Origin of the sequence: Arthrobacter sp. SIMBA_036 (assembly GCF_046535135.1) — a bacterium.
Lineage (GTDB): Bacteria > Actinomycetota > Actinomycetes > Actinomycetales > Micrococcaceae > Arthrobacter.
Map to the genome: position 1 here is coordinate 112,810 of NZ_JAWRXG010000001.1, position 20,761 is coordinate 133,570.

Here is a 20,761-nt window from a genome sequence, read left to right on the forward strand (position 1 = left end):
AACTCAAGAGGCATTTCGAGATCCTGGGATTACTGGTACATAGAGCCCTCACCTCTGCTCCGGTAGCGCATACATAGTAGGTACACGTCTCACTGCGTGTCGCCTAAAACATGAACGCCAGAACAAGAACGAGGCAAAACCGTGCGTACGTACACCCCGAAGCCCGGCGATATCAACCGCCAGTGGCACGTCATTGACGCCACCGACGTTGTCCTTGGTCGTCTTGCCAGCCAGACCGCAACACTGCTGCGCGGAAAGCACAAGCCGACCTTTGCGTCCCACATGGACATGGGCGACTTCGTCATCATCATCAACGCTGAAAAGGTTGCCCTCACCGGCGCCAAGCTGGAGCAGAAGCGCGCATACCGCCACTCCGGTTACCCGGGCGGCCTGACCTCCGTCAACTACGCCGAGCTGTTGGAATCCAACCCGGTTCGCGCTGTTGAGAAGGCCATCAAGGGCATGCTCCCCAAGAACTCCCTCGCTGCACAGCAGTTGGGCAAGCTCAAGGTCTACCGTGGCGCTGAGCACCCCCACGCTGCACAGCAGCCGAAGACTTTCGAAATCACCCAGGTCGCCCAGTAGTCCTGGCCACCAAACAACTTTTCATCACAAGGAGAACCGTGGCTCAGAACGAAGAACTGACCGCCGAAGCCGTCGAGGCCGAGGAAACCCTCACCAGCTACACCTCTGAAAGCACATCTACTGAAGATGCGCCCAAGAAGGAGCGCCCGGCACTGACCGTTGCCGGTGCAGCTGTTGGCCGCCGCAAGGAAGCCGTTGCACGCGTTCGCGTCATCCCGGGTTCCGGCAAGTGGACCATCAACGGCCGCACGCTGGACAACTACTTCCCGAACAAGCTGCACCAGCAGGACGTCAACGAGCCCTTCAAGATCCTTGATCTCGAAGGCGCCTACGACGTCATCGCCCGTATCCACGGTGGTGGCATCTCCGGCCAGGCCGGTGCACTGCGCCTCGGTGTCGCTCGCTCGCTGAACGAGATCGACGTCGACAACAACCGCGCCACCCTGAAGAAGGCCGGTTACTTGAGCCGTGACGCCCGCGTCATCGAGCGTAAGAAGGCCGGTCTCAAGAAGGCTCGCAAGGCCCAGCAGTACTCCAAGCGTTAATTCGCTTACACCCCTCTCGAAGGGGTTATCGAAAGCCCGTTCCGCCCTTCCGGCGGGGCGGGCTTTCGCCGTTAAGCCACCTGCTCCGGGTGCGCATTGGCCATTCTGGCGGGGCGGCCGCGACACGCCCTGTCCCAGCGTTCTCCCAGCGTCGTCTAAACTTGAGCCGATGTCTAGATTATTTGGAACAGATGGCGTCCGCGGTCTCGCGAACGAATTGCTCACAGCCGAGCTGGCTATGCAGCTCGCGCAAGCCGCCGCCGTCGTACTCGGCCATGACCGCACAACCGACGGTAAGCGGCCCCGCGCCGTCGTCGCCAGGGATCCCCGCGCCAGCGGCGAATTCCTCGCCGCCGCCGTCGAGGCGGGGCTCTCCAGTTCCGGCGTGGATGTCTACGACGCCGGTGTCTTGCCAACCCCCGCCGCGGCGTATCTGGTAGCTGATCTCGACGCAGACTTTGGCGTCATGCTCTCCGCCTCCCACAACCCCGCGCCGGACAACGGAATCAAGTTCTTCGCCCGGGGCGGCCAGAAGCTGCCGGACCAGGTCGAAGATGCCATCGAGGCGCAGCTTGGGAAAGATCCGCGGCGCCCCACCGGTGGCGAGGTCGGCCGCATCCAAAGGTTCTCGGACGCCGAGGACCGGTACATTGTTCATCTGCTCGGCACCCTGCCCCATCGGCTTGAGGGCTTGAAAATCGTCCTGGACTGCGCGCACGGTGCCGCGAGCGGCTGCTCGCCGCAGGTGTTCGCCGACGCCGGGGCCGAGGTAGTGGTGATTGGCGCCGAACCGGACGGTTTGAACATCAACGACGGCGTCGGGTCCACCCACTTGGGACCCCTCAAAGCCGCCGTGGTGGAGCATGGCGCCGACCTCGGCATCGCGCATGACGGCGACGCGGACCGTTGCCTGGCCGTCGACCACGAGGGCAACGAGGTGGACGGCGACCAGATCATGGCGATCCTGGCGCTGGCCCTCAAGGCTGCAGGACGTCTCAAGGACAACACGCTGGTAGCCACCGTGATGAGCAACCTCGGCCTCAAACTGGCTCTCCGGGATGCAGGGATCAGCATGCTCGAGACCGCCGTTGGCGACCGGTACGTCCTCGAGGGCATGCGCGACGCCGGCTACAACCTCGGCGGCGAGCAGTCAGGCCACGTTATTTTCTCGGACTACGCCACCACGGGCGACGGCGTCCTAACGGGACTCCAGCTTGCGGCCCAGGTTGCACTAACCGGCCGCAGCCTCAAGGAATTGGCGACGGCGATGACCAAGCTCCCGCAGCTGATGATCAACGTCAAGGACGTGGACAAGGGCCGCGCCGGCACTGACGAAGGCATAGCGGCCGCTGTAGCCGCTGCTGAAGTGGAGCTGGGCGAAACGGGCCGGGTCCTTCTCCGTCCGTCCGGGACAGAAGCCCTGGTCCGGGTCATGGTGGAAGCTGCGGACATGGACACCGCCGAGCGTATCTGCACGGGGCTTGCCGCCGTCGTCAAAGAGCGCCTGGGCGCCTCAAGCGAGCTGGCGGTCTAGGCGCACCAGCACGTCAACAGAGCTCTTCACGGCCCGTTCCTGGAATACCGGGGGCGGGCCGTTCTGTATCTGAACAGCTCTCTGTTGCTACAAATGACCCGGTTCTTACAAGTAACCCGGCGCGGCCGGGAGGCCGAAGTATTGCTCAAGGGTGGCTATGCCACGGGTGGCCATGGCCGTGGCGACGTCCGTCCCGACGTACCGCAGGTGCCAGGCTTCGTGGACGTAGCCGGTGACGGCCTGCATCCCCGCGGGGTAGCGGACGATGAAACCAAACTTGTACGCATTGGCCTTGGCCCACACGGCCGCTGGTTGGTCCGCGAAGCAGGGAAGGAAGCTGCACACGCCGCCGCCGTCGCCGATGTCCATGGCCCAGCCCGTTTGGTGTTCGGAGTAGCCAGGACGGGCGGAGACGGTGTCCGCGGCTGCACGGCCGTCGGTGTTGACGTACCCGTTGTACGTGGTCACTTGGGTCGAGTACGAGCGGTAGCCGGAAGCCAAGGTCATAATGACGCCGTTGGCAGCCGCGGCGGCAAACATCTTTTCTGCGGCAGCCGCCGTCGTGCTGTTGACCATGGAGGCCTCACCGCTGATGGCGAGGCGTACCCTCGGCTGCACGAGGTCCGCCGGCGCGAACGTTGTCGGGTTGAGCGGGCGGCGCTTGTTGACCACCACCCAGGGGCTGGTGGGGTCGGTGAGGGAAAATTTTGGTGTGGCCGCGGTGGGGGCAGGCGCCGGGCTCGACGCGTCGGGGCCGGGGGCGGTGCTGGTCTCCGCTGCCGGAGCAGGCTCAGTGGTCAGGACGCCCGACGGCGTTGCAGCTGCTGACAGGGTGGATGGGCTGGGCGTCGCGGTGGATGAAGGCGTCAGTGAGCCTGCGGCGGTGGGCAAGCCTGCCGCAGTGGGGGAGGGTGCGGGGCTCCCGGGGCTGCAGGCCGTGAGCGCAGTCATGCCAAGGCCGGCTGCCAGGAATCCCGTAAACGCCCGGCGGCTTGGTGCTGGGTGCGGCTGATCCACTGTCTTAGACCTTTCGCAGGAGCATGCGCCGGATGGAATGGTCCGCGTCCTTGGTGAGGACCAACTGGGCTCGGCCGCGGGTTGGCAGGACGTTCTCCTCCAGGTTCGGCTCGTTGATCCGCTTCCAAATACCCCTGGCTGTGGACTCGGCGTCGTCGTCGGACAAGGTGGCGTAGCGGTGGAAATAGGATTCCGGCTGCGCGAAGGCAGTGGACCGAAGCTTCCGGAACCGGTCCACGTACCATTCCTCGATGTAGGACGTTTTAGCGTCCACGTAGATGGAGAAGTCGAAGAAGTCACTGACGGCGAGGCCTTGCTTGCCGTCCATCCGCGGACGTGCCGGTGCGAGGACGTTGAGTCCTTCCACGATCAGGACATCCGGGCGCCGGACCACCACCTGCTTGCCCGGCACAATGTCGTACGTGACGTGGGAGTACCACGGTGCCCTGACTTCCTCCGCGCCGCCCTTGACCTCGGAGACGAACCGGAGCAAGCTCCGCCGGTCATAGGATTCCGGGAAGCCCTTGCGTTCCAGGAGGTGCCGGCGCTTCAACTCGGCCAGGGGATAGAGGAACCCGTCGGTTGTGACGAGTTCCACGTTCGGAGTCCCTGGCCAGCGTCGCAACATTTCCCTGAGCACGCGGGCGATGGTCGATTTGCCCACGGCTACCGAGCCAGCCACACCGATGACGAACGGGGTGCGCTGAGTTTGCTCGCCAAGGAACGTGGTGGTTGCGGCATGGAGCTGCTGGGATGCCTGGACGTAGAGGTGCAGGAGGCGGGAAAGGGGAAGGTATACCTCCCGGATTTCCTTCAGGTCCAGGGGATCGCCCAGGCCGCGGAGGCGGAAGACGTCCTCTTCATTGAGCGGCTGCTCCATTTGGGCTGCAAGCCGAGACCACGTTTGACGGTCCAGCTCAACAAAGGGGGAAGCGCCGTCGCCATTCGCCTCACTGCGTTGCAAAGTCACTCTCATGATTCTGCCTTCAGTGGGGCGGATCAGGAAATGGGCGGCGACCGTGCGACCACGCGGAAGGGGACCCGAGGTGAATTGTTAAGGCTAGAGAGAGGATGTCCGACGTCGATTGTCCGGGCTAGCAGTTAGGCTTGTACCCATGTGTGGAATCGTAGGCTATGTTGGCAATTCGTCTCGCAAGGAAGCTGGTCACAGCGCCCTTGACGTTGTGGTGGAAGGGCTGCGTCGTCTTGAGTACCGCGGCTATGACTCCGCTGGCGTCGCTGTGGTGGCTGACGGGAGTATTTCCTCCCGCAAAAAGTCCGGCAAGCTGAGCAACCTGATTGCTGAGCTGGAAGCAGATCCGGTTCCGGAGTCGCTGACCGGTATCGGTCATACCCGTTGGGCCACGCACGGCGGCCCGACCGACCAGAACGCGCACCCGCACCTTTCCGACGGCGGACGCCTTGCGGTGATCCACAACGGCATCATCGAGAACTTCGCCGAGCTCAAGCAGGAGTTGCTGGCCAAGGGCGTCGTATTTGCTTCGGAAACCGATACCGAAGTTGCTGCCGCCCTGATCGGTGACATCTTCCGCACCGAATTCGACGGCGACGGCGCCAACCTCACGCAGGCGATGCGTCTGGCCTGCCAGCGGCTCGAGGGTGCCTTCACCCTCTTGGCCGTCCACGCCGACCAGCCCGACGTCGTTGTTGCTGCACGCCGCAATTCCCCGCTCGTGGTGGGCCTTGGCGACGGCGAGAACTTCCTGGGCTCGGACGTCTCCGGCTTCATCGACTACACCCGTCGTGCCGTGGAATTGGGCCAGGACCAGATCGTTACCATCACCGCGGAGTCCGTGGACATTACCGACTTCTTCGGCAAGCCCGCTGAAGGCAAGGAGTACCACGTTGACTGGGACCCGGCCTCGGCGGAAAAGGGTGGATTCAGCTCCTTCATGGAGAAGGAAATCCACGACCAACCGGACGCCGTTGCCCAGACCCTGTTGGGTCGCTCCGACCTCGACGGCAAGCTGACCCTCGATGAGGTCCGCATTGACCCTGAGCTCCTCAAGCAGGTCAACAAGATCATTGTGCTCGCCTGCGGAACGGCAGCCTACGCCGGCCTCGTGGCCAAGTACGCCATTGAAAACTGGTGCCGTATTCCCACGGAGGTTGAGCTCGCCCACGAGTTCCGCTACCGCGATCCGATCGTCGACTCCAACACGCTGGTGGTTTCCATCAGCCAGTCGGGCGAGACCATGGACACGCTGATGGCCGTCCGCTACGCCCGTGAGCAGGGTGCCAAGACGATCTCCATCTGTAACACCAACGGTTCCACCATTCCGCGGGAATCCGACGCCGTGCTCTACACGCACGCCGGCCCGGAAATCGCCGTCGCCTCCACTAAGGCGTTCCTTGCGCAGATCACCGCCGCATACTTGCTTGGCCTGTACCTGGCCCAGTTGCGCGGCAACATCTTCTCCGGCCAGATCAAGGACGTCCTCGCGGACCTCTCCAAGATCCCTGCCAAGATCCAGCACATTTTGGACGGTGCGGGCCCGCTGCGCGAGCTGGCACGCAGCATGAAAGACGAAAAGTCGGTGCTGTTCCTCGGCCGCCACGTGGGCTACCCAGTAGCACTGGAAGGTGCCCTGAAGCTCAAGGAAATCGCGTACATCCACGCGGAAGGCTTCGCCGCCGGTGAGCTCAAGCATGGCCCGATTGCGCTCATCGACGACGGCCAGCCCGTGTTCGTCGTCGTTCCGTCACCTCGTGGCCGCGACTCCCTGCACTCCAAGGTGGTCAGCAACATCCAGGAAGTCCGCGCCCGTGGTGCACGCACCTTGGTCATCGCTGAAGAAGGTGACGAGTCGGTTAAGGACTACGCGGAGCACGTGTTCTACGTTCCTGAAACGCCTACCCTGCTGATGCCGCTGCTCACCACGGTTCCGCTGCAGATCTTCGCAGCCGAACTGGCCGGGGCGAAGGGTTACGACGTCGACCAGCCGCGTAACCTCGCCAAGAGCGTGACCGTAGAATAACGCCATGATCGTTGGCATTGGCGTAGACGTCGTAGACATCGAGCGCTTCGGGCGGCAGCTGGAACGCACCCCCGGGCTCAGGGACCGCTTGTTCGTCCCTGCTGAGCGGGAGCTGAACCCCCGTTCCTTGGCTGCCCGCTTTGCAGCCAAGGAAGCCGTGGCCAAAGTGCTTGGCGCACCTGCGGGCATGAACTGGCAGGACTGCTGGATCGGCCTGGACGAGAACGGTCCCACCGTGCAGGTCAAGGGAACTGTCCTTGCGGTGGCCGAGTCACGCGGCGTCAAACGCTGGCATTTGTCCATTAGCCACGACGGCGGCATCGCCACGGCGACCGTCATCGCCGAGGGCTAGACGGACTTCATAACTAATGATCAGCGCCTTCACTGGACAACAGATCAGGGATGCGGAACAGTCGCTCCTGGACTCCGGTGAGGGCGCTGTTCTTATGCAGCGGGCAGCGTACGGCCTCGCCCTTGCCGTGATCCGTGAGGTGCACCAAGAGCGTCGTCTGCCCGGTGCCGCCGTCGCGGTCCTCGTCGGCAGCGGAAACAACGGTGGCGACGGCCTCTTCGCGGGTGCCCTGCTGGCCCGCCGTGGAATGCGGGTTACGGCTATCCTTACGTCCCCTAAAGTGCATTCCGAAGGGCTGGCTGCCTTCCTCGCGGCCGGAGGGCGCTGCCTTCAGCTGGGTTCCGGAAACGCTGAGGAACTTGCGGTTCTCTGCGCCGGGCACGACGCCGTCATTGACGCGGTGCTGGGGACCGGTGCCCGGGGAGGGTTGCGGGAAGACTCGGCGGAGCTGGTTGCCTGCCTCCAGGAACTCCGTCCCCGCCTGGTGGTGGCCTGTGATCTTCCCAGTGGGCTGGATGCGAACACCGGAGAAGTGCACTGGCCCGTCCTGGAGGCTGATGTCACCGTTACCTTCGGCGGTATCAAAGCCGGACTCATGGCCGATCCCGGGGCAGGATGCGCTGGCCGGGTCGAACTGGTCCGCATTGGTATAGAAGAATCGCTCAACTCCGCCACTCCGGAACTCCGGAGGCTCACCGCCGCTGACCTTAACCGCGTCCTGCCTAAGCCTGAGCGCCGTGCGCAGAAGTACTCCCGGGGCGTCCTGGGGGTGGTCGCGGGTTCTTCGCGGTTTGTTGGCGCTGCGGTCCTCTGCGTGCATTCCGCAGCGCTCACCGGCGCTGGAATGGTGCGCTACCTCGGGCCGGAGACCGCGGCACGTGAGGTGCTTGGCCGCACCCCCGAAGCCCTCTGGGAAAGTGGTAGCCCGGGCCGCGTTCAGGCGTGGCTGCTGGGACCGGGAGTTGACGGGGATGAACAACTGGAGCGTGTCCGCGCGGCGCTGAAGGACGCAGGGTCCTCGGAACTTCCGGTGGTGCTCGACGCCGGCGCACTAAGTGCCTTGCCGGGCCGATGCCCCCCGCAGTGGATCCTGACACCGCACGCAGGAGAGCTGGCAACCCTCCTGGCCTCCCTCTCGGGTCCCGGTGAAGCGGCGGTGACGCGGGACGACGTCGAGTCCCGTCCGTTGCACTTCGCACGTCACGCCGCGAGGCAGACCGGGGCCACAGTCCTCCTGAAGGGTGCCACCACCCTGGTGGCCTCGCCGTCGGGCGTTGCCTTCTGCCAGTCCGAGGGGACGTCGTGGATGGCCACCGCGGGCAGCGGCGACGTACTGGCTGGTCTCTTGGGTGCCCTGCTGGTGCAATCCGTGGAATCGATCCAGGACGACGACGGCCCTTACGCCGCGTTGGGCCTCGAACACGACGATCGCTGGGCTGCCCTGGCGGCCTGCGCGGCGAGCATCCACGGCCGGGCCGGAACCGCTGCCTCCGGCGAAAATGGGGGAGGACCTATCACTGCGTCGGCCATCATGGCGGCGGTTCCCCGCGTCATTGGTTCGCTGTGCGCGGAATACGACCACAGAAGACCCTAAGGTTACTGACTGTGTCGGTCCAGTGAGTAGGCTTGCAGGAGTTGTTCGCATTCACTAGAGGAGAACGCATGGAAGTCTGGCCTGGATCGGCTTACCCGCTCGGCGCCACGTTTGACGGCACGGGCACCAACTTCGCGCTGTTCAGCGAGAAGGCCGAAAAAGTGGAGTTGTGTCTCTTCGACGACGACGGCGGGGAAGTCCGCGTGGAAGTCACTGAGGTTGACGGTTACGTGTGGCACTGTTACCTGCCGTTGGCACAGCCGGGACAGAAGTACGGGTACCGCGTCCATGGGCCGTATGACCCGGATGCAGGCCAGCGCTTCAACCCCAACAAGCTGCTGCTGGACCCTTACGCCAAGGCTATCCACCGGCAGATCGACTGGGATCCGTCGCTGTTTTCCTACAACTTGGGCGATCCTGAGTCGCGCAATGACGAGGACTCCGCAGCCCACATGATGCTGGGCGTTGTGACCAACCCGTTCTTCGACTGGGATGGCGACAAGCTCCTCAAGATTCCGTACCACAAGTCCGTGATCTACGAGGCCCACGTCAAGGGCCTCACCCAGCTGCACCCCGAGATCCCCGAGGAACAGCGCGGCACCTATGCCGGCGTGGCCCACCCCGCCGTGATTTCGCACCTGCAGAAGCTTGGTGTCACCGCCATTGAACTGATGCCTGTGCACCAATTCGTCAATGACGGAATCCTGCAGGACAAAGGCCTGAGCAATTACTGGGGCTATAACACCATCGGCTTCTTCGCCCCGCACAACAGCTACAGCTCCAAGGGCGATACCGGGCAGCAGGTGCAGGACTTCAAAGCGATGGTCCGCGCGCTGCACGCTGCGGGGATCGAGGTCATCCTCGACGTCGTGTACAACCACACAGCCGAAGGTAACCACCTTGGCCCCACGCTGTCCTTCAAGGGCATCGACAACTCTGCCTACTACCGCTTGGTGGAGGACGACCAGAAGTACTACATGGACTACACCGGGACGGGTAACTCCCTGAATGTCCGCAGCCCGCATTCACTGCAGCTGTTGATGGATTCCTTGCGCTACTGGGTCACGGAAATGCACGTGGATGGCTTCCGGTTCGACCTCGCTTCCACCCTGGCCCGCGAGTTCTACGATGTGGACAAGCTCTCCAGCTTCTTCGAACTCATCCAGCAGGACCCGGTGGTTTCCCAGGTGAAGCTCATTGCCGAGCCATGGGACGTTGGCCCCGGCGGCTACCAGGTGGGCAACTTCCCGCCGCAGTGGACGGAATGGAACGGCCAATACCGCGATACCGTCCGCGACTTCTGGCGGGGCGAGCCTTCCACCCTTGGTGAATTCGCATCACGGCTGACCGGCTCTGCGGACCTCTACGAGCACTCGGGGCGGCGGCCTGTTGCCTCCATCAACTTCGTTACCGCTCACGACGGTTTCACCCTGCATGACCTCGTCTCCTACAACGAGAAGCACAACGACGCCAACGGGGAAGACAACAACGACGGCGAATCGCACAACCGTTCATGGAACTGTGGCGTAGAAGGTCCCACCGATGACGCCACCGTCCTGGCACTGAGGGCCCGCCAGCAGCGGAACTTCATTGCCTCCCTGTTCCTGTCCCAAGGTGTTCCCATGTTGCTCCACGGCGATGAACTTGGAAGGACCCAAGGCGGAAACAACAACGGCTACTGCCAAGACTCCGAGCTGACCTGGATCCACTGGGACAACGTGGACCAGCCCCTGATCGAGTTCACGGCAGCCGTCAGCGCGCTGCGCGCAAAGCACCCCAGCCTGCGCCGCAGCCGCTTCTTCGACGGCCGCCCTGTGCTTCGCGGTGAAGGCGAGCGGCTCCCGGACATCGTATGGCTGGACGCCGACGCCAATGACATGAGCCCGTCCGATTGGGACGAGGCACTGGGCCGTGCTGTGGGTGTCTTCCTCAATGGCGACGGCATCCACGGCCTGGATACCCAGGGCCGGCGCATCACCGACGTCAACTTCCTGCTGTACTTCAACGCGGACCAGGAACAGGTCGATTTCCGAATTCCTTCGGACGAGTACGCCCCGGCATGGGACGTCATGATCGACACCGCGGGAGAAGGTGCCGAAGCGGGAGTTGTCAAGCCTGACCAGACACTCACCGTGGCAGGCAAGTCGCTCGTGGTCCTCCGGGCCCACACGGCTCCCGAGGTGGAACCGGACCACTCCGTCGCTGCTTCCCTTGCTGCGCTGACCCAGACCAGCACGCCGGAAACGGCGTCGATCACGGCGCCGGCAGTGACGTCATTGCCCTTCGACTACAAGGCCGGAGACGCTGCCCCCGCCGCCAGCCCCGCGAAGGACGGAGAATGAGGACCCCTGTATCCACGTACCGGCTCCAAATCCGGTCCGGATTCACGCTTCAGGACGCCGCCAAGCTGACCGGCTATCTCCGGTCGCTGGGCGTCGACTGGGTATACCTTTCTCCCATCCTCACGGCGGAGGAGGGCTCGGATCATGGCTATGACGTCACCGATCTCTCCAGCGTGGACCCGTCCCGCGGCGGAGCGGAGGGGCTGTCCATGCTCTCCAAGGCCGCACGGGAACAGGGCCTCGGCGTCCTGGTGGACATCGTCCCCAACCACATGGGCGTGGCCACTCCGGCGCAAAACGCCTGGTGGTGGCAACTGTTGAAAGAAGGCCGTTCGTCCAAGTACGCGGAAGCGTTCGACGTCGACTGGGACTTCGGCGGCGGGAAGATCCGCATTCCTGTGCTCGGCAGTGATGAGGACATCGACCAACTCACCTTGGTGGACAATGAGCTCCATTACTACGATCACCGCTTTCCGGTGGCCGAAGGTACCGTGCAGGCCGGGGACAGCCCCCAGGATGTCCACGCGCGGCAGCACTATGCGTTGGTTGGATGGCGTCGGGCGGATGCCGAGCTGAACTACCGGCGCTTCTTCGCCGTCAACACGCTTGCCGGTGTGCGCGTGGAGGTCCCGTGGGTCTTCGACGAGGCACACCAAGAGATCGTGCGTTGGTTCGATGAGGGTCTGGTGGATGGCCTGCGGATCGACCACCCGGACGGCCTCGCGGATCCGGAGGGATACCTGGCCAGGCTCCGGAAAGCCACAGGCGGAGCCTACCTGCTGGTTGAAAAGATCCTGGAACCGGGAGAAAAGCTGCCGGAGACCTTCGATTGTGAAGGTACTACGGGCTATGACGCTCTCGCCGACGTCGACCGCTTGTTCGTGGACCCGACGGCCGAAGAGTACCTCGACTCCCTCGATGCGCGTCTTCGGGATGCCGACGAGCCCGCGGACTACCACCTCATGATCCATGCCACCAAGCGCCGGATCGCGGATGGGATCCTGCGTTCGGAGGTCCTCCGGCTGGCCCGCCTCGTTCCGGAGGATGCGCAGCTTCCCACGGACTCTGCTGCCGATGCGATAGCCGAGGTCATTTGCTGGTTCCCGATCTACCGGACGTACCTCCCATATGGGAAGGAAACGTTGGTGGAAGCCGTCCACCGCGCGGCAAAGCACCGGCCGGAGCTCGAGCAGGTCCTGGGGGTTCTCCAGCCCTACCTGCTGGACACCTCGGGCGAACTTGCCCGGCGTTTCCAGCAGACCTCGGGAATGGTGATGGCCAAGGGTGTGGAGGACACTGCGTTCTTCCGTTACACCCGGCTTGGGACCCTGACCGAAGTCGGGGCAGAGCCCACGGAGTTCTCGTTGTCGCCCGCAGGGTTCCATGGGCGGATGGCCCGGCGACAAGCAGAACTGCCGCTATCCATGACCACGCTGAGCACGCACGATACCAAGCGCAGCGAAGACACCCGGGCCCGCATCTCGGTCATTTCCGAAGCTGTCCCGGAGTGGGAGCTCTTCCTCGGCACGGCCCAGGAACTCGCCCCGATTCCGGACGGCCCCCTGGCTGCCCTGGTGTGGCAGGCTATCGCCGGAGCGTGGCCTGCTGATCGCGGCAGGCTCCAGTCCTATGCGCTCAAGGCGGCACGGGAAGCCGGGAATTCCACTAACTGGACGGACCCGGACCAGGAGTTCGAACGCCACTTGGCTGCCGCCGTCGACGCCGTTTTCGACGTCCCGGAGGTAGCCGCAGCGTTGGAAAACTTCGTGGCTGAACTGGAGCCGTACGGAACGTCCAACTCCTTGTCCGCCAAGCTCATCCAGCTGACAATGCCCGGTGTCCCCGACGTGTACCAGGGGACTGAGTTCAGGGATGGTTCACTGACTGACCCGGACAACCGGAGGCCTGTGGACTTCCAGGCGCGGATGGACGCACTGGCGGATATCGATAACGGACCGAGGCCGGCTTACACGGAGGATGCAGCCAAACTCCTGGTGGTATCCCGTGCCCTGAGGCTGCGCCGTGACCGGCCTGAACTCTTTGGCGGGTACCGTGCGGTGGATGTCCGCGGTGAGGCAGCGAACCACCTGATCGCGTTCGATCGGGGTGCCGATGGCCCAGGCGCCGTCACACTCGCCACCCGTTTGCCCAAGCGGTTGGCTGGGGACGGCGGCTGGCGGGATACGGTCATCGATCTGCCCGTCACCTTCCGCGATGAACTCACCGGAGCTACGTACGGCGCCGGCGAAGTTTCCGTGGCCACTGTCTTGGGGCAGTATCCGGTGGCACTGCTTGTACCTGCCGAGTAATGACGGACGCACCACAACTGCACTGAACTGACACTGCACTGCAACGCACGCTTGAAGACATACAGGGGATCATGATGCTGGAGCACGCTGCTGGAAAAAGCCGCTACGACGTGTGGGCGCCGAACGCCGATTCGGTACGCCTTCTGGCTGGCGGCCAGGAATACCCCATGGAGGAAATTCACGACGACGGCGCCGCCGGTTGGTGGCGGGCGCCCGCTGACCTAGTAGCAGGGGACGCCGTGGACGTTGCCTATGGCTACCTCGTGGACGGAGAAGGGCCCTTCCCGGACCCGCGTTCGCGCAGGCAGCCGGAAGGTGTCCATGGGTTGTCCGCGACGTTCGATCCCGCCGCGCATGAGTGGCAGGACGCCCAATGGAAAGGGCGCGAACTCAAGGGTTCCGTCATTTATGAGCTGCACTTGGGCACGTTCACGCCCGAAGGAACGCTGGACGCTGCTGCCGGCAAGCTGAGCTACCTCGCGGAACTCGGCGTTGACTTCATCGAGCTGCTGCCGGTCAACGATTTCAATGGAGTCCATAACTGGGGCTACGACGGCGTCCTCTGGTACGCCGTCCATGAGCCCTACGGCGGTCCTGCGGCGTACCAGCGTTTCGTGGATGCCGCCCATGCCGCCGGGTTGGGTGTCATCCAGGACGTCGTCTATAACCACCTTGGTCCCAGCGGGAACTACCTGCCGAAATTCGGCCCGTACCTGAAGTCGGGCGAGGGCAACACCTGGGGCGATTCGGTAAACCTCGACGGGCCCGGGTCCGACGACGTCCGGCGGTACATCCTCGGGAACGCGGCGATGTGGCTCCGTGATTACCACGTGGACGGCCTCCGACTCGATGCGGTGCACGCCCTGCGGGACGAACGCGCAGTTCACATCCTCGAGGAATTCGGGGCGCTGGGGGATCTTATCGAGGCGGAGACCGGGATCCCGAGGACGCTCATCGCGGAATCGGACCTGAACAATCCACGCCTCATCTACCCGCGCAAGGACAACGGTTACGGACTGGAGGGCCAGTGGAGCGATGACTTCCACCACGCCGTCCACGTTAACTTGAGCGGGGAGACAACGGGGTACTACTCGGACTTCGATTCACTCGCCGTGCTGGCGAAGGTCCTGGAGCATGGATTCCTGCACGATGGCAGCTACTCGAGCTTCCGCGGCCGGCATCACGGGCGGCCCATCCGCCACGATCTCGCGCACCCTTCGGCCTTGGTGGTCTGCCTCCAAAACCATGACCAGATCGGCAACCGGGCCATAGGAGACAGGCTTACCGCATCCCTGTCCTACGGCAGGTTGGCAATCGGTGCCGTCCTGACCATGACGTCCCCCTTTACGCCCATGCTGTTCATGGGCGAGGAGTTCGGCGCGTCCACACCGTGGCAGTTCTTCACCTCCCACCCGGAGCCGGAGCTTGGCAAAGCCACAGCCGAGGGCCGGATCAAGGAGTTTGAACGCATGGGCTGGGATCCCAAGGTGGTGCCGGATCCCCAGGACCCGGAAACCTTCCTGCGCTCCAAGCTCAACTGGGCTGAAGCCGGAGAGGGTGAGCATGCGCGCTTGCTCCAGCTGTACAAGGATTTAGCACAGCTGCGCCGGAATACGCCTGAACTGGTTGACGGAGGATTCGGTGAGACGTCCGTAGAGTTCGACGACGACGATCACTGGCTGCAGTTCTCGCGCAGCCACGGGGGAGCGGGCAGCGTTCGCGTGGTGTGCAACTTCGGGGATGACGCCCTTGAGCTTCCGCTCACCGGCACCGTGCTGTTGGCCACCGACGAAAAAGCAGTCCTCGAGGACGGGACCCTGGCGCTTCCGGGTGCCAGCGCCGTCGTCGTGCGCCTTTCCTAGGACGTCTTTCAAAAGAAAAACCACGACGTCGGGGTGACGGCGCCCACATTGCGGACAGCGCCGTCACCCCGCGCCGGGCAGTGGCAGGATGGTAAGTATGACTTATTCGGCTGCGGAAGACCGCTACGAGACCATGCCCTACCGCCGCGTCGGACGCAGCGGACTCAAACTCCCTGCCATTTCGCTGGGCCTTTGGCACAACTTCGGTGATGACAAACGCTTCGATGAACAGCGCGCCATCCTGCGCCGCGCCTTCGATCTCGGAGTGAACCACTTTGACCTGGCCAACAACTACGGGCCTCCGGACGGATCGGCCGAAACGAACTTCGGCCGCCACCTGAAGGAAGACTTCAAGCCCTACCGCGATGAACTCATCATCTCCACCAAGGCCGGCTATTACATGTGGCCCGGCCCCTACGGCGAGTGGGGATCCCGGAAATACCTGATTTCCAGCCTTGACCAGTCCTTGGAGCGGATGGGCCTGGAGTACGTGGACATCTTCTACAGCCACCGCCCGGACCCGGAGACGCCGCTTGAAGAGACGATGGGTGCCCTCGACTACGCCGTCCGCTCAGGCAAGGCCCTTTACGCCGGCATCTCTTCCTACACTCCCGAACAGACGCTCGAGGCGGCCCGGATCCTGAAGGAGCTCGGAACACCCCTGCTCATCCACCAGCCCAGCTATTCCATGCTTAACCGTTGGACCGAGAACGGTTCCCCCAACCTGTACGAGGCCTTGGACCAGGTGGGCGCGGGATCCATCGCGTTCTCGCCGCTGGCCCAAGGGATGCTGACCGACCGCTACCTCAACGGTATTCCGGCTGATTCCAGGGCTGCGAAGGAACGCTTCCTGTCCGAGTCCCAGTTGACGGAGGAAAAGCTGGATCGCGTGCGGGGCCTCAAGGCCATCGCTGAGGGCCGCGGCCAGACCCTGGCACAGATGGCCATTGCCTGGATCCTTCGTGACCAGCCCAAGGGTTCCCCGGTGACCTCCGCCCTGGTTGGTGCCTCGAGCGTGGCGCAACTGGAGGACACCCTCAGTGCCATCAACAACCTTGCTTTCACGACGGATGAGCTGACGGCGATCGATGAGTTTGCCGTCGAATCCGATATCAACCTCTGGGCACAGAAGTAGCAGGAGGCTGCAGAGTCGAACATCGGGGGCCGGTGGCCAACGTGGCGGGAACAAAACCTGCCCCCGATGTGTTCGATACAATGCAAGGTGTGTGCCAAGTGGCGCCGTGCCCATTCGTCGCGTTCCGAAACCATTTGGAACGGCGCGAGGCACCTGAGGTTTAGTCTCAAAAGGAGTTCCGTGTCTTCACATCCGATTCGTGTTGCCATTGTCGGCGTAGGTAACTGCGCTGCATCGCTGGTCCAAGGTGTTCAGTACTACCGTGACGCCGACCCTACGGCCACGATCCCGGGTCTGATGCACGTTGAGTTCGGTCAGTACCACGTCAACGACGTCCAGTTCGTTGCTGCCTTCGACGTCGATAGCAAAAAGGTGGGCTTGGACCTTGCCGACGCCATCGGCGCAAGCGAAAACAACACCATCAAGATCGCCGACGTTCCTTCCACCGGCGTAACTGTCCAGCGCGGCCACACCCTGGATGGCTTGGGCAAGTACTATCGCGAAACCATCGTCGAAGCTCCCGAGGAAAACGTCGACATCGTTGCGGCCCTTCGTGAAGCGAAAGCCGATGTCATGGTGTGCTACCTGCCGGTGGGCTCCGAACAGGCGGCAAAGTTCTACGCACAGTGTGCCATCGACGCTGGCGTTGCTTTCGTCAACGCCCTGCCCGTATTTATCGCCGGAACCAAGGAATGGGCTGACAAGTTCACCGAAGCCGGCATTCCGATCGTGGGCGATGACATCAAGAGCCAGATCGGCGCCACCATCACGCACCGCGTCATGGCTAAGCTCTTCGAAGACCGCGGCGTCACGCTGGATCGCACCTACCAGCTCAACGTCGGCGGCAACATGGACTTCAAGAACATGCTTGAGCGGGACCGCCTCGAGTCCAAGAAGATCTCCAAGACCCAGGCCGTGACCTCCAACGTCGAGGCCGTACTGCACGCTGACGATGTCCACATCGGACCGTCCGATTACGTTGCGTGGCTTGATGACCGCAAGTGGGCTTTCGTCCGCCTCGAAGGCCGCAACTTCGGCGACGCTCCCGTCTCCCTGGAGTACAAGCTCGAAGTGTGGGACTCACCGAACTCTGCGGGTGTGATCATCGATGCCATCCGTGCAGCGAAGATCGGCCTGGACCGTGGCATCGGCGGTCCGCTGCTCTCGGCTTCCAGCTACTTCATGAAGTCCCCGCCGGAGCAGTTCAACGATGACATCGCCCGCGAAAAGGTCGAGGCCTTTATCCGCGGCGACATCGAACGCTAAAACCGAATAGCTTCTGCAGGCGCCCTTCCACCCAAGGTGGGAGGGCGCCTTCCGTTTCCTATGCTCCTGAGCGGCCTTAGGAGAGGCCCGTGGGGTTGCCCTGGGCGTCAACGTCCATGCGCATCGCTGCCGGTTCTTTGGGAAGCCCGGGCATCGTCATCACCGCACCGGTCAACGCCACGATGAACCCTGCGCCCGTCTTGGGGATGAGGTCCCGGACGTGGACCGTGAACCCGTTTGGGGCACCCAGTTTGGTGGCGTCATCGGTGAACGAGTACTGGGTCTTGGCCATGCACACCGGTAGCCCGCTCCACCCGTTTCTCTCAATCTCGGCCAAACGCCGCAACGCTGGAACCGAGAACTCCACGCCGTCGGCACCGTAAATCTCGCGCACGATCGTGGTGATCTTATCCTCGATGCTGAGCTCCAGCGGGTAAAGGTGACGGAAAGACGACGGCGCCTCCAGCGCAGCGGCCACCTTGGCGGCCAGGTCGTCACCGCCGTCGCCTCCACCGCCCTTGCCCCATACATCGGCGACGGCGGCTTGGACACCTTCTGCTTGGCACCAATCGAGCAGCCACTGGAGTTCCGCGGCGGTGTCCGTTCCGAATTTGTTGATCGAGACCACCGGGGAAATCCCGAACTTGGCCACATTGCCCAGGTGCCGTTTGAGGTTGGCGACTCCTGCGGCCACCGCCGCCACATTGGGCTCGTTGAGTTGGTCCTTGGGGACGCCGCCTTGCATTTTGAGGGCCCGGACTGTCGCGACCACCACGACGGCAGACGGCGCCACGTCCGCGATCCTCGCCTTGATGTCCATGTACTTTTCGGCCCCCAGGTCAGCGCCGAACCCGGCCTCGGTGACAACAACGTCCGCGAGCCGGGTAGCCGTGCGCGTTGCGATCAGGGAATTGCATCCATGCGCGATGTTGGCGAACGGGCCACCGTGAACCAGCGCGGGCGTTCCGGCTATGGTCTGGACGAGGTTTGGTTTGATCGCGTCCTTGAGCAACAGGGTCAGTGCTCCTTCAACACCTAGGTCCGCGACCGTGACGGGCGCTCGGTCATAGGTGTAGCCGAAAGTGATGTTCGCCAAGCGGCGTCGCAGGTCGTCGAGGTCGCTGGCCAGGCAGAAAACCGCCATGATCTCCGAGGCCACCGTGATGTCGAAGCCGTCTTGCCGCGGCACCCCTTGGGTTGGTCCACCGAGGCCTATGACCACTTCCCGCAATGAGCGGTCATTCATGTCCAAGACGCGCTTGAACGTCATTCTGCGCGGATCGATTCCGAGCGCATTTCCTTGGAAGATATGGTTGTCCACCAAAGCCATCAGCGCATTGTTGGCCGAGGTGATGGCGTGGAAATCACCCGTGAAATGCAGGTTGATGTCATCCATGGGCAACACCTGCGAGTAGCCGCCTCCCGTAGCTCCGCCCTTCATGCCAAGGATCGGTCCCAGCGAGGGTTCGCGAAGCGCGATCATGACCTTGTGTCCGGCCCGCGCCAAGGAGTCGGCAAGCCCCACGGTTGTCGTGGACTTCCCTTCCCCGGCAGGGGTGGGCGACATGGCAGAGACCAGGACCACCTTGCCGGGCGCTTTGCTGTCTTGGAGGCGCAGCTTCCCGGGCTGGATCTTGGCCTTGTAGGGGCCGTAGAGCTCCAAAGCGTCCGCAGGAATGCCTGCGCGCCTGGCGATTTCTTCGATGGGCAAGATGGCGCCGTTGTGGGCAATGTCCAGATCGGAGGGGACCTTATTCTCAGACATCGTTGTCCTTCGGCTCAGGGCTTGCGCTGCGCGTAGGCGCCGGGAAACGGGATTCCCCGGATCGCCTACGTTTCGCATCAACCTATCAGGCCGTACCCGTGTACCGGCGGAGGGCCGTTAATGCCGTGGGACGAGCAGCCCTGAGGCCGCTTCGCGGTAGCTTTCCATCGTGATGTCGGCCGTGTGCTTCCAGCCGAAAGATTCAGCGTGCACCGCGGCAAGCCTGCCCATGTCTTCGCGCGTCTGCGCGTCGTCGAATAGGTCCTCCAGGACATCAGCCCAGTGGCTGGGGTTGTGGCCGTCCACCAGGATGCCGGTGCGGCCGTCTGAAATAGCCCTGGACAGACCGCCGACATTGGTAGCCACCACCGGGGTCCCGCACGCCTGTGCTTCCAAGGCAACCAATCCGAAGGATTCACTGAAGGACGGCATGACCACCACGTCGGCAGATCGGAACCAGCCGGCGAGCTCGGGTGCGATCACCGGCGGGCGGTGGGTGACGACGTCGTGCAGTCCCTCTTCGTCAATGATTTGCTGAAGGTTGAAGTCTTTGGCGCCACTGAGCGAACCCAGGATGGTCAATTCAAGGTCGATATCCGGACGGCGCTTGCGCAGGATGCCCGCGGCTTTGACGAAGATCTGGGGACCTTTGAGGCGTTGGATTCTTCCGGCAAAGACAAGATGGAAACTGTCCGGCCTGACCTTGCGCTCTGTCCGTGACTTCCTGCGGAACGAGGGCGTGAACACCTTAAGGTCCACGCCCGGAGGTGCCACATCTATCCGGTCGATGTCCGCGCCGTAGTGGGAAACGAGTTCAGCGGCTTCCGCGGACGTATTCGCGATGAGCCGGGAGGCGCCGTCCACGATCCGCTGCTCGCCGTCCTCGCGACGCCTCGGTTCCGGCCGCTCGCCGGATTCCAGGACCAGGTTCTTGACCTTGGCCATGGTGTGCATGCTGTGCACCAGTGGAACACCCCACAGTTCCGACAACTCCAAGCCGGCCACCCCGGAGACCCAGTAATGCGAATGGATGGCGTCATAGCGGCCGTGGAGTTGCTGGTGGCGGATCTTGTCGATCTGTTCCACCATTTGGTGCAAAAGTTCGGGGAGCTCCTCCTTGGGCAGCTTCCGGGGCGGCCCTGCCAGGACGTTGTGGACGCAGACGCCGGGCCCGGGATGTTCGACGGCGGCTTGGCCGGCTTTGGTGGAGCGGGTGAAGATCTCTACCTCCACGCCGGATTCCGCCATGGCCATGGCCAGTGCCCGTACGTAGACGTTCATGCCTCCGGCATCCCCGGCGCCGGGTTGCTCCATGGGGGAAGTATGCAAGGAAAGCAACGCCACACGGCGGATCAACGGCACAAACTTCCTCCTGACAACCACAGCAAAACCATCTTTGCCCTGCAGAAAACAGTACTCCTGCCCCGCGCTGTAGTGGCGTCAGGCTATGCGGCCG

The 20,761-nt window shown here is 63.3% G+C and carries 15 protein-coding genes; 11 read left to right on the top strand and 4 right to left on the bottom strand.

The window, feature by feature from the left end; all coding sequences use genetic code 11:
• The first annotated feature begins 141 nt into the window (after positions 1 to 141).
• From rplM to glmM, 3 genes are all read left to right on the top strand, one after another.
• Positions 142 to 585: a 50S ribosomal protein L13 gene (gene rplM, locus SB659_RS00610; protein WP_024817563.1), complete on the top strand. Its 444-nt coding sequence runs from the start codon at positions 142 to 144 to the stop codon at positions 583 to 585.
• Between the two features lie 38 nt (positions 586 to 623).
• Positions 624 to 1,130 carry a 30S ribosomal protein S9 gene (rpsI, locus tag SB659_RS00615; protein ID WP_284976397.1) on the top strand — a complete coding sequence of 169 codons (507 nt, stop codon included), beginning with the start codon at positions 624 to 626 and terminating at the stop codon, positions 1,128 to 1,130.
• A gap of 169 nt (positions 1,131 to 1,299) precedes the next feature.
• Positions 1,300 to 2,664, top strand: coding sequence for a phosphoglucosamine mutase (gene glmM / locus SB659_RS00620; RefSeq protein WP_410549186.1), 1,365 nt, complete (start codon positions 1,300 to 1,302; stop codon positions 2,662 to 2,664).
• A gap of 105 nt (positions 2,665 to 2,769) precedes the next feature.
• Here the strand turns inward: glmM and SB659_RS00625 are convergent, their stop codons facing one another.
• Both SB659_RS00625 and coaA read right to left on the bottom strand, forming a co-directional pair.
• Positions 2,770 to 3,615 (bottom strand): D-alanyl-D-alanine carboxypeptidase family protein, encoded by an 846-nt coding sequence (locus SB659_RS00625; protein ID WP_410549396.1) that lies wholly within the window; start codon positions 3,613 to 3,615, stop codon positions 2,770 to 2,772.
• Positions 3,616 to 3,685: 70 nt separating this feature from the next.
• Positions 3,686 to 4,657: a type I pantothenate kinase gene (gene coaA / locus SB659_RS00630; RefSeq protein ID WP_284979007.1), complete on the bottom strand. Its 972-nt coding sequence runs from the start codon at positions 4,655 to 4,657 to the stop codon at positions 3,686 to 3,688.
• Between the two features lie 139 nt (positions 4,658 to 4,796).
• On the opposite strand from coaA, the gene glmS reads away from it, so the two are divergent.
• The 8 genes from glmS (at position 4,797) to SB659_RS00670 (ending at position 17,540) form a co-directional block, all read left to right on the top strand.
• Complete coding sequence (gene glmS / locus SB659_RS00635) at positions 4,797 to 6,680, top strand: glutamine--fructose-6-phosphate transaminase (isomerizing) (RefSeq protein WP_284979006.1); 1,884 nt, start codon at positions 4,797 to 4,799, stop codon at positions 6,678 to 6,680.
• Between the two features lie 4 nt (positions 6,681 to 6,684).
• Positions 6,685 to 7,032 (top strand): holo-ACP synthase, encoded by a 348-nt coding sequence (locus SB659_RS00640; protein WP_284979005.1) that lies wholly within the window; start codon positions 6,685 to 6,687, stop codon positions 7,030 to 7,032.
• Between the two features lie 16 nt (positions 7,033 to 7,048).
• Positions 7,049 to 8,626, top strand: coding sequence for an NAD(P)H-hydrate epimerase (locus tag SB659_RS00645; protein WP_410549187.1), 1,578 nt, complete (start codon positions 7,049 to 7,051; stop codon positions 8,624 to 8,626).
• Between the two features lie 68 nt (positions 8,627 to 8,694).
• Positions 8,695 to 10,968 (top strand): glycogen debranching protein GlgX, encoded by a 2,274-nt coding sequence (gene glgX, locus SB659_RS00650; protein ID WP_410549188.1) that lies wholly within the window; start codon positions 8,695 to 8,697, stop codon positions 10,966 to 10,968.
• On the top strand, positions 10,965 to 13,277 hold the full coding sequence (gene treY / locus SB659_RS00655; protein ID WP_410549189.1) for a malto-oligosyltrehalose synthase: 2,313 nt from the start codon (positions 10,965 to 10,967) through the stop codon (positions 13,275 to 13,277). Before glgX ends, treY begins: the two co-directional genes overlap by 4 nt.
• A gap of 74 nt (positions 13,278 to 13,351) precedes the next feature.
• The gene (gene treZ / locus SB659_RS00660) at positions 13,352 to 15,139 is read left to right on the top strand and encodes a malto-oligosyltrehalose trehalohydrolase (protein ID WP_284979045.1); all 1,788 of its coding nucleotides are present in this window, start codon (positions 13,352 to 13,354) and stop codon (positions 15,137 to 15,139) included.
• 97 nt (positions 15,140 to 15,236) lie between these two features.
• Positions 15,237 to 16,274: an L-glyceraldehyde 3-phosphate reductase gene (gene mgrA / locus SB659_RS00665; protein ID WP_284979001.1), complete on the top strand. Its 1,038-nt coding sequence runs from the start codon at positions 15,237 to 15,239 to the stop codon at positions 16,272 to 16,274.
• A 180-nt stretch (positions 16,275 to 16,454) separates the two neighbouring features.
• Positions 16,455 to 17,540, top strand: coding sequence for an inositol-3-phosphate synthase (locus SB659_RS00670; protein WP_284976406.1), 1,086 nt, complete (start codon positions 16,455 to 16,457; stop codon positions 17,538 to 17,540).
• A gap of 76 nt (positions 17,541 to 17,616) precedes the next feature.
• On the opposite strand, the gene SB659_RS00675 is transcribed toward SB659_RS00670, so the two are convergent.
• Together SB659_RS00675 and mshA are read right to left on the bottom strand one after the other, a co-directional pair.
• On the bottom strand, positions 17,617 to 19,305 hold the full coding sequence (locus SB659_RS00675; protein ID WP_410549190.1) for a formate--tetrahydrofolate ligase: 1,689 nt from the start codon (positions 19,303 to 19,305) through the stop codon (positions 17,617 to 17,619).
• A gap of 117 nt (positions 19,306 to 19,422) precedes the next feature.
• Positions 19,423 to 20,667 carry a D-inositol-3-phosphate glycosyltransferase gene (mshA, locus tag SB659_RS00680; RefSeq protein WP_284978999.1) on the bottom strand — a complete coding sequence of 415 codons (1,245 nt, stop codon included), beginning with the start codon at positions 20,665 to 20,667 and terminating at the stop codon, positions 19,423 to 19,425.
• Between the last annotated feature and the right edge of the window lie 94 nt (positions 20,668 to 20,761).

Excerpts from the sequence above, each read along its gene's own strand:
- treZ (WP_284979045.1), top strand. The coding sequence starts at position 13,352 with ATGCTGGAGCACGCTGCTGGAAAAAGCCGCTACGACGTGTGGGCGCCG.
- mgrA (WP_284979001.1), top strand. The coding sequence starts at position 15,237 with ATGACTTATTCGGCTGCGGAAGACCGCTACGAGACCATGCCCTACCGC.
- glmM (WP_410549186.1), top strand. The coding sequence starts at position 1,300 with ATGTCTAGATTATTTGGAACAGATGGCGTCCGCGGTCTCGCGAACGAA.
- SB659_RS00625 (WP_410549396.1), bottom strand. The coding sequence starts at position 3,615 with ATGACTGCGCTCACGGCCTGCAGCCCCGGGAGCCCCGCACCCTCCCCC.
- SB659_RS00645 (WP_410549187.1), top strand. The coding sequence starts at position 7,049 with ATGATCAGCGCCTTCACTGGACAACAGATCAGGGATGCGGAACAGTCG.
- glgX (WP_410549188.1), top strand. The coding sequence starts at position 8,695 with ATGGAAGTCTGGCCTGGATCGGCTTACCCGCTCGGCGCCACGTTTGAC.
- treY (WP_410549189.1), top strand. The coding sequence starts at position 10,965 with ATGAGGACCCCTGTATCCACGTACCGGCTCCAAATCCGGTCCGGATTC.
- SB659_RS00640 (WP_284979005.1), top strand. The coding sequence starts at position 6,685 with ATGATCGTTGGCATTGGCGTAGACGTCGTAGACATCGAGCGCTTCGGG.
- SB659_RS00675 (WP_410549190.1), bottom strand. The coding sequence starts at position 19,305 with ATGTCTGAGAATAAGGTCCCCTCCGATCTGGACATTGCCCACAACGGC.
- coaA (WP_284979007.1), bottom strand. The coding sequence starts at position 4,657 with ATGAGAGTGACTTTGCAACGCAGTGAGGCGAATGGCGACGGCGCTTCC.
- glmS (WP_284979006.1), top strand. The coding sequence starts at position 4,797 with ATGTGTGGAATCGTAGGCTATGTTGGCAATTCGTCTCGCAAGGAAGCT.